This is a genomic window from Mesorhizobium sp. WSM3859 (genome assembly GCF_002295065.1).
In the GTDB taxonomy this organism is placed as follows: Bacteria; Pseudomonadota; Alphaproteobacteria; order Rhizobiales; family Rhizobiaceae; genus Mesorhizobium.
The window spans coordinates 279486-293045 of record NZ_NSGG01000005.1; the positions used below are offsets into that span (position 1 = coordinate 279486).

General features: G+C 64.8%; 12 protein-coding genes. 7 read left to right on the plus strand and 5 right to left on the minus strand.

Annotated elements, in window-relative coordinates:
• Positions 1 to 5: 5 nt before the first annotated feature.
• Complete coding sequence (locus tag CK230_RS13885; RefSeq protein ID WP_095817721.1) at positions 6 to 857, minus strand: glycosyltransferase family 25 protein; 852 nt, start codon at positions 855 to 857, stop codon at positions 6 to 8.
• A 199-nt stretch (positions 858 to 1056) separates the two neighbouring features.
• On the opposite strand from CK230_RS13885, the gene CK230_RS13890 reads away from it, so the two are divergent.
• The 4 genes from CK230_RS13890 (at position 1057) to CK230_RS13905 (ending at position 5879) form a co-directional block, all read left to right on the plus strand.
• Positions 1057 to 3561: a heavy metal translocating P-type ATPase gene (locus CK230_RS13890; RefSeq protein ID WP_095817722.1), complete on the plus strand. Its 2505-nt coding sequence runs from the start codon at positions 1057 to 1059 to the stop codon at positions 3559 to 3561.
• A 42-nt stretch (positions 3562 to 3603) separates the two neighbouring features.
• Positions 3604 to 3993 carry a DUF305 domain-containing protein gene (locus tag CK230_RS13895; protein WP_095817723.1) on the plus strand — a complete coding sequence of 130 codons (390 nt, stop codon included), beginning with the start codon at positions 3604 to 3606 and terminating at the stop codon, positions 3991 to 3993.
• 193 nt (positions 3994 to 4186) lie between these two features.
• Positions 4187 to 5032, plus strand: a complete 846-nt coding sequence (locus CK230_RS13900; RefSeq protein WP_095817724.1) for an aldo/keto reductase — start codon at positions 4187 to 4189, stop codon at positions 5030 to 5032.
• A gap of 37 nt (positions 5033 to 5069) precedes the next feature.
• Positions 5070 to 5879 (plus strand): MBL fold metallo-hydrolase, encoded by an 810-nt coding sequence (locus CK230_RS13905; protein ID WP_095817725.1) that lies wholly within the window; start codon positions 5070 to 5072, stop codon positions 5877 to 5879.
• A gap of 9 nt (positions 5880 to 5888) precedes the next feature.
• On the opposite strand, the gene CK230_RS13910 is transcribed toward CK230_RS13905, so the two are convergent.
• The 3 genes from CK230_RS13910 to CK230_RS13920 form a co-directional block, all read right to left on the minus strand.
• Entirely contained in the window at positions 5889 to 6458 is a 570-nt protein-coding gene (locus CK230_RS13910; RefSeq protein ID WP_095817726.1) for a TetR/AcrR family transcriptional regulator, read from the minus strand.
• 9 nt (positions 6459 to 6467) lie between these two features.
• Complete coding sequence (locus CK230_RS13915; protein WP_095817727.1) at positions 6468 to 6932, minus strand: nuclear transport factor 2 family protein; 465 nt, start codon at positions 6930 to 6932, stop codon at positions 6468 to 6470.
• Positions 6933 to 7034: 102 nt separating this feature from the next.
• On the minus strand, positions 7035 to 7625 hold the full coding sequence (locus CK230_RS13920) for a helix-turn-helix domain-containing protein (RefSeq protein ID WP_095817728.1): 591 nt from the start codon (positions 7623 to 7625) through the stop codon (positions 7035 to 7037).
• Between the two features lie 280 nt (positions 7626 to 7905).
• On the opposite strand from CK230_RS13920, the gene CK230_RS13925 reads away from it, so the two are divergent.
• Both CK230_RS13925 and CK230_RS13930 read left to right on the plus strand, forming a co-directional pair.
• Complete coding sequence (locus CK230_RS13925) at positions 7906 to 8706, plus strand: DUF3313 domain-containing protein (protein ID WP_245429907.1); 801 nt, start codon at positions 7906 to 7908, stop codon at positions 8704 to 8706.
• Positions 8707 to 8716: 10 nt separating this feature from the next.
• Positions 8717 to 9364, plus strand: a complete 648-nt coding sequence (locus CK230_RS13930; RefSeq protein WP_176480092.1) for an isoprenylcysteine carboxylmethyltransferase family protein — start codon at positions 8717 to 8719, stop codon at positions 9362 to 9364.
• On the opposite strand, the gene mutS is transcribed toward CK230_RS13930, so the two are convergent.
• Positions 9365 to 12085 (minus strand): DNA mismatch repair protein MutS, encoded by a 2721-nt coding sequence (mutS, locus tag CK230_RS13935; RefSeq protein ID WP_245429908.1) that lies wholly within the window; start codon positions 12083 to 12085, stop codon positions 9365 to 9367. It abuts the gene before it with no gap.
• 116 nt (positions 12086 to 12201) lie between these two features.
• Between mutS and CK230_RS13940 the strand changes: the two genes are divergently transcribed.
• A complete protein-coding gene (locus CK230_RS13940; RefSeq protein WP_245429909.1) occupies positions 12202 to 13446 on the plus strand; it encodes a glycosyltransferase in 1245 nt (414 codons plus the stop codon).
• The last annotated feature ends 114 nt before the right edge of the window (positions 13447 to 13560 follow it).

Below are 13560 nucleotides of genomic sequence, written 5' to 3' on the forward strand. Positions count from 1 at the left end.
GGCGTCTATAGCGCGTTTTCGCGGCGCTGTGTATGGGGCCGGCGGATGCGCTTCCCGCCATGGGCCAAAGGCACAATCATCCACCGCCGCAACCGACATGAATCCGCGATTTGCAGCGATAGCCGCCGAACCTCGCGGCGGACCTTGTCGTACACGGCTGCCCTTGGCTTTTGACGAACCTCCCTGAGGGCATGCTGCTCCTGGCGATCCTGCTTGAGCAGGCTTGGGAATCTGACCCTTTCCCGCCCGAGGAATTGCTCCTGCGCGCAGAGCGCCGGCCACAGCTGGTAGACCACCTTGCCGGATGACGTCTCGAGCTCCGGGTTGAACAGCACATGGTCGACGGGGAAGCGAATTTCCCGCGTCGCCTCCAGAAGAGCGCCGGCGGCTTTCTTCGACACGACGTAGCCGGCGCTGCCCATATGAACGTCGTACAGCTTTCTTGCCGAGAAGCCATGGCCGGCAGAAACCGTGTTCAGTCCGACGACAGTTCTGTGGAAGAACGTCTCGAGCTTGACGATATCGGCGTCTGCCGGAATCCATCTCCGGTCAGCCAGCAGCGGGCCGGTTTTTTCCGAAAGCACCACGTCGTCCTCGAAGATCGCGACAAAGGCGTCGTCGCCGGCCGCGATGGCGGACCAGCAGATCCTGTGGCTTAACAGGCACGCGATCTCGCCATCCGTCAGCCGTGTCCGTGAGACCGGCCTCTTGCCCATCGGCATCGAAGCCAGGTCTGGCCGGGCCAGCGCGTCCACCGCGGCGACACGCTCGAAAGTCATGCCGGCTCGCTCGAATTCGGCTGTCACATGCGCCAGCCTGTCGGTGGAGCGGTCGAGATTTATGACGAGGCATTTCATCGGGTGCGGTTCGCTGAGCTCAAAACGGCGGCGTGCATAGCATGGCCGCCGTGTTTGGCGCGCGCTAATTCTGGGGAGGATGCTTCCAGTCTGCCGTGGCGCGGCGCAACAGGCAAAAAATCGCGAGGGTCGCCCCTTGACCTTCCAGTTGCTGGAAGGACTACCTCCGCCACAATTCGAGAATTCCGAGGCATTGCTGATGACCCATTCCGACCACAACCATCATCACTCGCACGGCGCATCCTGCTGCTCCGCGAAAACTGCAGCGACCGCGGCCGAAGCGGTGATTCGCGATCCTGTCTGCGGCATGACAGTCGATCCGGCGGCCGGCAAGCCGACGGCCGAGCATGGCGGACGAACCTTTCATTTCTGCAGCGAGCGCTGCCGCAACAAATTCGTTGCCGAGCCGGAGAGCTACCTGACGGCCACCGATCCTGTCTGCGGCATGAGCGTCGACCGCGCCAGCGCCAGGCACTTTCTGCGCCATCATGGCCAAGCCTTCTATTTCTGCTCCGCCGGCTGCCAAGGCAAGTTCGAAGCGGAGCCGGCAAAATACCTCGCCGGCCGGCCCGAGCCGCAGCAGATGCCGAAGGGAACGCAGTACACCTGCCCGATGCACCCCGAAATCATCCGCGACAAGCCCGGCTCTTGCCCGATCTGCGGCATGGCACTTGAGCCGATGGGCGTGCCGACCGGCGACGAAGGCCCGAATCCCGAGCTGGTCGATTTCACGCGCCGGTTCTGGGTCAGCGCGGCGCTTTCCGTGCCCCTCCTGATCTTCGCCATGGCGCCGATGCTGGGCCTCAGCTTCGAAAGTCTCATCGACGGCCGGACGAAAACGTGGGTAGAGCTGGCGCTGGCGAGCCCGGTGGTGCTTTGGGCGGCGTTTCCGTTCTTCCATCGCGGCTGGGAATCGATCCTCAACCGCAGCCCCAACATGTGGACGCTGATTTCGCTGGGCGTCGGCGCCGCCTATCTCTACAGCGTGGTCGCGGCCCTGTTTCCGGACATCTTCCCGCATCAGTTCCGCGGTCATGACGGCGCCGTCCCGGTCTATTTCGAGGCTGCTGCCGTGATCGTCGCGCTCGTCTTCCTCGGCCAGGTGCTGGAACTCAGGGCCCGCGAGCGCACCGGCTCGGCCATTCGCGCGCTCCTCGACCTTGCCCCGAAGACGGCGCGTCTGATCGGCGCCGAGGGCGCCGAGAAGGATGTGCCGCTCGACAGCGTCCAGACCGGCGACCGGCTGCGCATCCGTCCGGGCGATGCCGTTCCCGTCGACGGCACCGTGCTGGAAGGTCGCTCGGCGATCGATGAATCGATGATCACGGGCGAACCGCTGCCGGTCGAGAAGACGGAAGGCTCCGCGCTTACCGGCGGCACCCTGAACAAGAACGGCTCCCTGGTCATGCGCGCCGAGAAGGTCGGCGCCGAGACCACCCTGTCGCGCATCGTCGAGATGGTCGCCAAGGCGCAGCGGTCGCGCGCGCCGATCCAGGGGTTGGCCGACCGCGTGTCCTTCTATTTCGTTCCGGCCGTGGTGCTGGTCGCCATCATCGCCTTCATCGCCTGGGCGCTCCTCGGTCCCCAGCCGAGCCTGATCTTCGCCATCGTCTCGGCCGTGTCGGTGCTGATCATCGCCTGTCCCTGCGCGCTTGGTCTCGCGACGCCGATGTCGATCATGACGGCGACCGGACGCGGCGCGCATGCCGGCGTGCTGATCAAGGAAGCGGCGGCGCTTGAGCGTTTCGCCTCGGTCGACACGCTGATCGTCGACAAGACCGGCACGTTGACCGAGGGCAAACCCAGGCTAACCGATGTCGTCGCGGCCGGAGACATCGACGAGAACGGGCTGCTGGGCCTTGCGGCAGCGCTTGAAAAGGGCTCGGAACATCCCCTGGCCGAGGCGATCGTCGAGGGCGCCGTCGCGCGCGGCCTGAAGCTGGCTGAAGCCGTCGATTTCGAAGCCGTCACCGGCAAGGGCGTTTCGGGAACGGTGTCCGGCAGGAAGGTCGCGCTCGGCAATGCGGCGATGATGGCGGACCTCGGCGTCGAAACGCCGGCGGCCAGTGCGGAGGCGATGCAGGCCGACGGCAAGACGGCCATGTTCGTGGCCGTCGACGGCGCATTCGCCGGCATCGTCGCCGTGGCCGATCCCGTAAAGGCAACGACGGCCGAGGCGATCAAGGCCCTGCATGACAAGGGTCTGAGGATCATCATGGCAACCGGCGACAACGAGCGCACGGCAAAAGCGATCGCCCGCAAGCTCGGCATCGACGAGGTCCGCGCCGGCCTGCTGCCGGATGAGAAGGGCGCGCTGGTCGAGCAACTGCGCGCGAGCGGCGCTGGCGTTGCCATGGCCGGCGACGGTGTCAACGATGCGCCCGCGCTGGCTGGCGCCGATGTCGGCATCGCCATGGGCACCGGCGCCGATGTCGCGGTCGAAAGCGCCGGCATCACGCTGGTCAAGGGCGACTTGAACGGCATTGTCAGGGCGCGCACGCTGGCCCAGGCGACGATACGCAACATCCGCCAGAACCTGTTCTTCGCCTTCCTCTACAACGTGCTCGGCGTGCCGGTCGCGGCCGGCGTGCTCTATCCGCTCACCGGCACGCTTCTGTCGCCGATGATAGCGGCGGCGGCGATGAGCCTGTCGTCGGTGTCGGTCATTACCAATGCTTTGCGGCTGAGGACGTTGAAACTCTGAACGAAGCCCCCAGATACGGACCTCAACCACAAGGAGACCTGAATGACCCTGGCCAAGAAAATCGTGCTGCTTTTGATGGCGGCGGGAATGCTGATTGCCGTTTTCCTCGAAAGCGTTCCGGCCTCGTCGGAGGAGATGAAGCACGACATGTCCAAGATGGCCATGGGCGCCCAGAGCCCGGCCACGGCGGGCTATGAGGCGGCGATGAAGAAGATGCACAAGGACATGATGATCAAATACACCGGCAATGCCGATGTCGATTTCGTCCGCGGCATGATCCCGCATCATCAGGGCGCCATCGACATGGCCAAGGTGGTGATCGCCAACGGCAAGGATCCGGAAATCCGCAAGCTCGCCGAAGGCGTGGTCAAGGCGCAGGAAGCCGAGATCAAGGAAATGAAAGACTGGCTCGCCAAGCACCCGGCGAAGTAGAGCAATTCCAGGAAAAGTGTGTAGCGGTTTTCCGTCTGGAATTGCGTAGAAACAAATACTTGGAGCGGTTCGGCGGTTCCGCGAAACGCTGAACCGCTCCAACCCGCTCCCGGGAAATCCAGGCGGCCAGGCGGCTTTGGTCTGGATTTCCGGTTTTGGCTGTGCTGCGATCCGGCCCCACGCGGAGAAAGCCATGCCGTCAACAGTCAGAACCCTAAAGCTGCCGTCCGGCGAGGCCGTTCCGGTGCTGGGCCAGGGCACCTGGAAAATGGGCGAGGACCGCCGCCGCCACGCCGATGAGGTGGCGGCGCTGAAGCTCGGGCTCGACCTCGGCATCACGCTCATCGACACCGCCGAAATGTATGCCAGCGGTGGCGCCGAGGAGGTGGTGGCCGACGCGATCGCCGGGCGCCGCGACGAGACCTTCCTGGTCTCCAAGGTACTGCCGTCCAACGCCTCGCGCGCCGGCGTGAAGCGCGCCTGCGAGGCCAGCCTGAAACGGCTCGCCACCGACCGCATCGATCTCTATCTGCTGCATTGGCCGGGCAGCGTGCCGCTGTCCGAAACCGTCGAGGCCTTCGAAATCTTGAAGAGGGAAGGCAAGATCCGCCACTGGGGCGTCAGCAATTTCGACACGGACGAGATGGAGGAATTGGTCGGCTTGAAAGGGGGCGGCAATGTCCAGACCAATCAGGTGCTCTACAACCTGTCGCGGCGCGGCCCCGAGTTCGATCTGGCCCCATGGTGCACGGAGCGCGGCATCCCGCTGATGGCCTATTCGCCGGTGGAGCAGGGCGCGCTCGCCCGCAATGCGCGGCTGGAGGCCGTTGCTGCCCGGCACAACGCCACTGCGGCGCAGATCGCGCTCGCCTGGGTGATGGCGCAGCCGGGCGTCATCGCCATCCCCAAGGCCGGCCGCCAGGAGCATGTCCGCCAGAACGCCGCCGCGCTCGACATCAAGCTGACGCCCGAGGATTTCGCCGATCTCGACCGCGCCTTCCCGCCGCCGACGCGCAAGCGCGGGCTCGAGATGATCTAGCTGAAACCTCACATGTGCGGCTGAAAGAGAGTAAGCGGTGGAACGAGTTTCAGACGGGTCCCGTCACGCAACCTACAAAATCGGCGACATCAAAGTCACCTCGCTGCGCGACGGTTACGTCGACATGCCGGTCAGGCGGATGCGCCAGCCGGGAGACAAGCCTTTCGGCGACGATTTCCCGTCGCAGGTGCCGCTCTTCGACGGCGCGCTCAGATTGTCGGTCAATGCCTTTGCCATCGACGACAGCCATGAAATCACGCTGATCGACACGGGTTCCTCGAACGCCTGGCACCCGACGATGGGGCTTTTGCCGCAGGCGCTGAGCGAGGCGAAGATCGCCATCGACCGGATTCGCACGGTTGCGTTCACCCACACCCATCTCGACCATATCCACGGGCTCGTCCGTCCGGATGGGAAGGACGGCTTTCCGCAACTCTCTCGCCTGCTTGTGCCTCGAGCCGAGCTCGACATGTTCCGGTCGGTAGCGAGGTTGAGCCGCTTCCATGATCGAGCAGAACCGTTGGACCCTGGCCAGCGCCTGAGCGCGAATATCGAGGCGGTCGCGGCGTCGGGCCACGAAATCGGTCACACATGCTTTCGCGTCACGAGCGGCGGCGAAACATTGTTGGTCTGGGGCGACCTCGTCCATGTGCCGTCGCTCCAGTTCGAGCGGCCGGAGGTCGCCTGGGAATTCGACGCCGACCAGGAACAGGCGCGGGCGACCCGGCTGCGGATCTTGGCCCTTGCCGCCGACAACGCCTGGTGCGTTGCCGGAGCGCATCTCGATTCGCCGGGCGTCGGCCGGGTTTCCCGGACCGAAACAGGCTTTCGCTTCCAGCCCTTGTAGCGACCGGCTCTAGATCCCGACTGGTAGCCCAAGCCGCATCCGCAGTCGGCGCAAGGCCCTTGAAAACACATCGAGGTCGTTGGCGGCGCGGGCAAGCGTGAGCGCGCCCTGGATGGCGGCGACGGTTTCCTCGGCCAGCTCGCTGGCCTCGCCCGGCGTGTGCCCGGATCGCGCCAGCGCATCGGCGAGATGCGTGACCCAGCGGCCGAAATAGTCCCTTATCTGGCCGGCGAAGCGGTCGCGCGATTCGTCCAGCGCGAAGGCGCCGATCAGGCAAACGCGCCGTCCCGAGCGGAAATAGCTGTCCGTCGCCGCAAGCATATGCTCGATCCCCGCCGACGGGTCGGAGCTGTCGCGCAGCGGCGCGAAGACATTGTCCTCGAACCAGCCGTCGATATGGGCAATGACGGCTCTCGCCATCTCTTCCTTGCCGCCGGGAAAGAAGTGGTACAGGCTTCCTTTGCCCAGCCCCGTCGCTTCGCCGATCAGGGCCAGGCTGGCGCCCTCATAGCCATGCTCGCGGAAAACCTCGGCGATCATGGCCAGCAGCCCGTCGCGATCGGGCGCGATCCTGCGCATTCGCGGGCTTTACAGTCCGAGTTCCGAAAGGCCGGGATGGTCGTCGGGCCGGCGGCCGAGCGGCCAGTGATATTTCCGCTCGTGCTCGGCGATCGGCAGGTCGTTGATGCTCGCCACGCGGCGGCGCATCAGCCCTGCCTCGTCGAACTCCCAGTTCTCGTTGCCGTAGGAGCGGAACCAGTGGCCGCTGTCGTCGCGCCATTCATAGGCGAAGCGCACCGCGATGCGGTTGGCGTTCCAGGTCCACACCTCCTTGATCAGCCGATAGTCGAGCTCGCGCGCCCATTTGCGCTTGAGGAAGCCGACGATCTTGCCGCGGCCCGAGACGAATTCGGCCCGGTTCCGCCAGACGCTGTCCTCGGTATAGGCGAGCGAAACCCGTTCCGGGTCGCGGCTGTTCCAGGCATCCTCGGCAAGGCGCGCCTTTTGCGCCGCCGTTTCGGCCGTGAAGGGTGGCAGTGGCGGGCGGCTCATGAGATCTCCTGTCGGTTTCGATTATCGATAGTCGACATTGTACCGGTCGGTACAATGAGTCAACATAGCTTTTGTTCTTTGCGACATCTCGGGCGGCTGGACTTATCGAATCTCGGTTTTCAGCCTTTCAAAGGCATCCCGGACATATCCTTCCAGCGGATGCCTGGCATGTTGCTGCTGCCATGTCTCCACGGCCAGGCGCAACGCGACGACCGCCACCAGGGCGACCAGTCGCAGACTGTCGCGGGCCTGGTCCGGCCGCAACTCGCATAACCCGTCGAAGATGGCTTGCTCGAGCTGCAGGTAGCCTGCGTGCGTGCGCGAGCGCAGCGTCTTGCTTTCTCGCATGAGTTTGGCGGTCGCCATCATTTCTGATGCCTGGAAGCTGCCGGCAAGATTGAGCAATGCGCCGCGGGCGATGTCCATCGTCGATCCGGTTGGCGGCTCGGCAAGGATCAACGCTTTGACCATGCTTGCGTAGTTGCCCAGAGTCGCAAGCAGCACCTCGTCCTTGCTCTGGAAATAGTGGAAGAACGTCCGGCGCGAGATGCCGGCGGCGGCAGCTATCTCGTCGAGCGTGGTCGCGTCATAGCCATTGGCCAGGAAAGCTTTCAGGCCGGCGTCGGCGATGCGGCGGGATGTTTCCCGCCGCTTCCGCTCGCGCAGGCCTTCTGGTTTTGGCGCATCGTTCATGGAGCGCTCCTGCCATGACCGCTCCCCGGATGCGACAGGAAATTTGGCGCATATTCAAGTCCCGTCATTGCGCCTCGCCATAATGACGCCATCAATTTATTGCACTGAGTGCAATTATTGATGCTCCCCAACACGCCCCGCCGGGCACACCCATGCAGAGGCATCCATGGCAGCTTGCTTGCGTTCCCGTCGCGAGGCTCACATCGGTCGCGGCCTGGCCGATCGGCGCGCTTGCCGCGCCGACCATCGCATAATATGGCCGTTTGTGCTGGTCTTGAGCATGCTCGCGGTCGGCTGCGCGTCCGCGCCGCTGGATCAGGTGGGCTCGCTGCAATCCTATGACGAGCTGAAACCGTCGGACGGTTGGTTGGCCCGCTCGCTGATGCGGGTGAGCAAGGACGACGTGCTTGCGGCAAAAACCGTTCGGATCATTCCGACGGGCTTTTCACCGCCCGCCGCTGGAAAATCGACATTGACGCCGGCGCAACGCGGCCTGATCGCCAATGCCGTCGACAGGACCCTCTGCTCCGGCCTCAGCCAGCGCTTTCAAGTGGTCGCCCTGACCGAGCCGGCCGACCTGACGGTCCACGCAATGGTAACGCATGCGACGCCGACGAATGCGCTGGCGGTGGGCGTGTCGAAGGTCGCGTCCACCGCGGTTTCCGTCGCGCTGCCCGAAATGCGTATTCCGGTTCCGCGCCTGCCGATCGGATTGGGCAGCCTGTCGCTTGAAGCCGAAGCGGTTGGTGACAACGGCAAGCAGGCGGCGGCCATGATCTGGGGGCGTGGCGCGAACGCCCTGCTGGATTCGGGCCGGGTCGCGCGCGAGGGCGACGCCTACGACCTGGCGGCGAAATTCGGCCAAGATTTCAGCAAGCTCCTGGTCACCGGCAAGACGCCCTTCGGCACGCTGCCGTCGCTCCCGACCAGGGCGGAGATGCGCGCCATGCTCGGCAGGGAGCCGAAATACCCGGCCTGCAAGGCATTCGGCAAATCACCCGGACTGGTCGGCTTTGTCGGCGATCGGATGGGACTGCCGCCGGCCTGGACCGACAAGGGAGCCGCGCTGCGCAACGATTGAGGCGATGCAAATGCAGAAGAAGTCCCCGATGCCGCTTTCCGCGCCGGTTTTTCAACAAGGCAGAAGGATACGCTTCCTTTGGCTGGCTGCTCCCGTCCTCCTGGCGCCGGGCCTGCTTGCGGAGAGCGGCTGGTCGCAAGGCAGCACCTTTCGCGAAGTGCTGGAATTTGCGGGTACCGTGCTGATCCTCATCTGCATCGGCGGCCGCTGCTGGGCATCGCTGTATGTTGGCGGACGCAAGAACCGTGAGCTCGTCACGACCGGCCCCTATGCCTATACGCGCAACCCGCTCTATTTCTTCTCGGCCCTTGGGTTGGCAGGCGTCGGGCTGACATTCGGGTCGCTGATCCTTTCGGCGTTTCTCTTTGTCTTCGCCTGCCTGGTCTTTTCCTATGTCGCGGCGCGCGAAGTGGTCGCGCTGGATGCCATCTTTGGCGAGCCCTATCGGCGCTATCGTCGCAGCGTACCGGCCTTCTTTCCCCGCCTGCGGCGCGATGACGACGATGTCCTGAGCCCGTCTCCCGTCACCTTCGACGCGGTGGCGCTGAAGCGGACCGCCATCGACGGCTCCTACTTCCTTGCGGCGATACTCGCGGTCGAATTGCTCGGCTGGTTCCAGTCGGCAGGGCTGGTGACGCCGATGTTCCGATTGTTTTGATTACCGGCTCGCCAGTCCCTTCAGCCGGTAGAGTGCCTCCAGCGCCTCGCGCGGCGTCATCTCGTCGGGATTGATCGCGCCGAGCGCTTCGCCCAGCGCATCGCTTTTTGCCGGTTTCGGGGCTTCGCGCTTCACCGCCACTGAAAATAGCGGCAGGTCGTCGACCAACCGGTTGGTCTTGCCCGAAACCTCGCCCTCTTCCAGCTGATGCAGCACTTCCTTGGCGCGGGCGACGACCGCTTCCGGAAGGCCGGCCAGCCGCGCCACCTGCACGCCGTAGGAACGGTCGGCCGCACCTTTGCCGACCTCGTGCAGGAAGACGACATCGCCTTCCCATTCCTTGACCCGCATGGTGACGTTGTGGAGACGGGGGAGCTTGCCCGCCAGCGCCGTCATCTCGTGGAAATGCGTGGCGAAAATCGCCCGGCAGCGGTTCTTTTCGTGCAGATATTCGACCGCCGCCCAGGCGATCGACAACCCATCGAAGGTCGCCGTGCCGCGGCCGATCTCGTCGAGGATCACCAGCGCCCGCTCGCCGGCCTGGTTGAGGATCGCCGCCGTCTCGACCATCTCGACCATGAAGGTCGAGCGGCCGCGCGCCAGGTCGTCCGAGGCGCCGACGCGCGAGAACAGGCGATCGACGACGCCGATATGGGCGCTTTGCGCCGGCACGAAGGAGCCGGTCTGGGCAAGGATGGCGATCAGTGCGTTTTGCCTGAGGAATGTCGATTTACCGCCCATATTGGGGCCGGTGAGCAGCCAGATGGCGCCGGCTTTTGCCCCGCCCTCAGGCGACAGGTCGCAATCATTGGCGACGAACGGACCTTCGCCGGAACGTCTGAGCGCCTGTTCGACCACCGGATGGCGCCCGCCAACAATCTCGAAGGCGAGGCCGGCATCGACCAGTGGCCGGCACCATCCCTCGCTTTCGGACAAGAGCGCCAATGCCGCCGACACGTCCAGAGCGGCAAGCGCTTCCGCCCCGGCGCGGATGCTGTCCGCCGCACCCACTACTTCCGCGGTCAGCCGGTCGAAGGCGGCGAGCTCGATGCCGAGCGCTTTGTCGGCGGCGTTGGCGATCTTCGATTCCAGCTCCGCCAGTTCCGTCGTGGTGAAGCGCATGGCGTTGGCCATGGTCTGGCGATGGATGAAGCGCGCCTTGGCGGCGTCGCTGCCGGTCATGATCGAGTGATGGTTGGCGGTCACCTCGATGTAATAGCCGAGCACATTGTTGTGCCGGATCTTCAGCGAGCGGATGCCGGTTTCCTCGATCAGCGAGCGCTCCAGTCCCGCGATCACTTTTCGCGATTCGTCGCGCAGCGCCCGCATCTCGTCGAGCTCGGCGTGATAGCCGGTGCGCACGAAGCCGCCGTCGCGCCTGATCAGCGGCAGCTCGTCGTCGAGCGCTTCGCTGAGATGGCGGGCAAGCGCCTCGGGCAAGGCCTTGATCGCGGCCAGCGCCGCAGCGAGTTCGGCGGGCAGGGCGGCGGCCGCGAACAATTCGGCGATCGCGCGGGCCGCCTCGAAGCCGGCGCGCAGCGCGCCGAGGTCGCGCGGTCCGCCGCGGTTGAGCGCCAGCCTGGATAGCGCCCTCGGCATGTCGGCGACACTTTTCAGGCTCGCCCGCAAGCCTTGGCAGAGCCGCGTTTCGGAGCGGAAGAAGGAGACCGAATCCAGCCGGGCGGCAATCGCTGCCGGGTCGGTCAGCGGCGCCATCAGCCGGTCGGCGAGCAAGCGCGCCCCGCCGCCGGTCACCGTACGGTCGATCGCCTTGAACAGCGAGCCGTCGCGGCTGCCGGAGAGCGTGCGCAGCAGTTCGAGATTGGCGCGCGTCGCCGGGTCGATGAACAGCGTCGAGCCCTGCTCCTCGCGCTCGGGACGCGACAGCGGCGGGCGTTCCGCTTTTTGCGTCTTTTCGACGTAAGCGATGGCGCCGGAAATCGCCGACAGTTCGGCGCGCGAGAAGGTGCCGAAACTGTCGGGCGTCGCGACCTCGAAGAAGCGCGCGATGCGGCTTGTGGCGGAGGCCGAATCGAACAGCGAAGGCGGCTGCGGGTTGGCGACCCGGCCGAGCACATCGAAGACCGGCCTGAGCTCCGGATCGTGGAAGACCGGCTCGGCGACGATCAATTCGCGCGGGTCGACGCGAAAAATGTCGGCAAGCAGCCGTTCGGCGCTCGTCTCGGCGACGCGGAAGGCGCCGGTCGAAATGTCGATCCAGGCCAAGGCAAAGCCGGCCTGGCTGGCCGCGCCGCCTTTCACGCGGCCGAGCGCCATCAGGAAACTTGATTCCGAGGGCGCAAGCAGCTTGTCCTCGGTGATGGTGCCCGGTGTGACCAGCCGCACCACGTCGCGCCGCACCACGGATTTGGATCCGCGTTTCTTAGCTTCGGCCGGATCCTCGATCTGCTCGCAGACGGCGACGCGAAAACCCTGCGCGATCAGCTTTTGCAGATAGTCGTCCGCCGCATGCACCGGCACGCCGCACATCGGGATGTCGTGCCCCTGGTGCTTGCCGCGCTTGGTCAAAACGATGCCGAGGGCCTGGCTCGCCTTCTCCGCGTCGTCGAAGAACAGCTCGTAGAAATCGCCCATGCGGTAAAACAAAAGCGAGTCAGGGTTCGCCGCCTTGATCTCGATATATTGCTCCATCATCGGTGTGACGCCGCCGGTGGCGGGCGCAGGCGTCGTCGTCTCCTGAGCGTCTGTGTCGGTCGGCATGTGCATGTTCATGCCCGGACGCTAGCAGAACTGGCAGCCCGGTTTAATGCCGTCGGCGCGAAAAGCAGGGGAAGACTGGGCGGTTGCCGTCATCAGCAGGACAGGGTGCGGAAGGAATGTTGCCTCATGCCGTCGGCCGACATATGGATCGCCGGCAGGAGAAGGGCGGGACGATGAAGAAGGACGGGCACGAGACGTTCGAGGAAATGGTCGGCCCCGCCGGCTCGCCGCTCGGCCGTATTAGGCTTCTTGCCACTAACCGGTCCAACCGAACCAGAACCAAAATCAAGGCGTGGACGCGGATACGGTTGCCCTTCATCCTTCCGGCGCGCGGGCCGCTTTCAGACCTCGATGGCAGCATCGACATGCCTCTTCACATTTTCAATCGCGATCCGTTGATCCTCTATGTACCTGTCGGCGGCAGGCGCCCGCTCTACGCTCTGGCCGCCTTCTGCCGACGCCTTGCGCCACGGCGCGCTACCTTCCTTCTGATGCCGAACTGGACGCTGGAGCGGCTTGCCGTCATCGAGCAGATACGCAAGGATCTCGCCTGGTTCGCCAGAGTTTGCCCCAAACACGAGCTGATCTTCCTCTGCAACACAGAAGAGGAGCGACGCCTGATTACAGGCGTTGGCGGCAAAGCGATCTTCTCCAACCACAATCTGATGATTTCGGAAGACGTCTTCCGGCCGCTGCCGGACGTGCCGGTCGAGTACGATGCCGTCTACAACGGCCGCATCTCGCACACCAAGCGGCACTATCTCGCTTTCGAGATCGAAAAACTGGTCCATGTGACGTCCTCGATCGGCGAATTGCCGCCGGCCGGCGACCGCGCCTTCATCCGCCGCCTGCAGGCGCAATCGCCGCTTCACAGCATCGCCAATCCGCTCGTTGATGGCCTGCCCGGCAGGTTGACCTCCGCCGAGGTCAACCATGTCTACAACCAGGCCGCGGTCGGCCTGTGCCTGTCCGCCGTCGAAGGGGCGATGTATTCCAGCATGGAGTATCTGCTGGCTGGGTTACCGATCGTCTCGACACCGAGCATCGGCGGGCGCGACGTCTATTTCGATCCGGACTATTGCATGATCGTCGAGCCGGAGCCGGCCGCGATCCGCCGCGCGGTCGAGCGGCTTCGCGACCGCGCCATACCGCGGGAGGAGATCCGCGGCCGCACGCTTGAAAGGGTAAAGGCGGAACGGTTGGAACTGATGGCTTATCTCTCGGCGCTTAAGCAACGCAAGGGAAGCAATGATCCGCCCTTCTCCGAATGGCCGTTCGCCGGCACCTCCGGGCTGACGCGCTGGGCCCCGGTGCGCGAGCACCTGCGCGAGATTGCCGCGATCTCATCGGGCAAGATTTGACTTTCGCCGGCAGCGCGTACGGACACCGTCACTTGATCGCTTGGCGGTTTACAGCGGCGGAGTATGGCCTTAAGCGGTAATTCAAAAGAATGCGCTCGCCTCAAGAGCGCGAAT

Excerpts from the sequence above, each read along its gene's own strand:
- CK230_RS13890 (WP_095817722.1), top strand. The coding sequence starts at position 1,057 with ATGACCCATTCCGACCACAACCATCATCACTCGCACGGCGCATCCTGC.
- CK230_RS13910 (WP_095817726.1), bottom strand. The coding sequence starts at position 6,458 with ATGCGCAGGATCGCGCCCGATCGCGACGGGCTGCTGGCCATGATCGCC.
- CK230_RS13885 (WP_095817721.1), bottom strand. The coding sequence starts at position 857 with ATGAAATGCCTCGTCATAAATCTCGACCGCTCCACCGACAGGCTGGCG.
- CK230_RS13915 (WP_095817727.1), bottom strand. The coding sequence starts at position 6,932 with ATGAGCCGCCCGCCACTGCCACCCTTCACGGCCGAAACGGCGGCGCAA.
- CK230_RS13920 (WP_095817728.1), bottom strand. The coding sequence starts at position 7,625 with ATGAACGATGCGCCAAAACCAGAAGGCCTGCGCGAGCGGAAGCGGCGG.
- mutS (WP_245429908.1), bottom strand. The coding sequence starts at position 12,085 with ATGCCGACCGACACAGACGCTCAGGAGACGACGACGCCTGCGCCCGCC.
- CK230_RS13940 (WP_245429909.1), top strand. The coding sequence starts at position 12,202 with ATGTTGCCTCATGCCGTCGGCCGACATATGGATCGCCGGCAGGAGAAG.
- CK230_RS13930 (WP_176480092.1), top strand. The coding sequence starts at position 8,717 with ATGCAGAAGAAGTCCCCGATGCCGCTTTCCGCGCCGGTTTTTCAACAA.
- CK230_RS13925 (WP_245429907.1), top strand. The coding sequence starts at position 7,906 with ATGCTCGCGGTCGGCTGCGCGTCCGCGCCGCTGGATCAGGTGGGCTCG.
- CK230_RS13895 (WP_095817723.1), top strand. The coding sequence starts at position 3,604 with ATGACCCTGGCCAAGAAAATCGTGCTGCTTTTGATGGCGGCGGGAATG.
- CK230_RS13900 (WP_095817724.1), top strand. The coding sequence starts at position 4,187 with ATGCCGTCAACAGTCAGAACCCTAAAGCTGCCGTCCGGCGAGGCCGTT.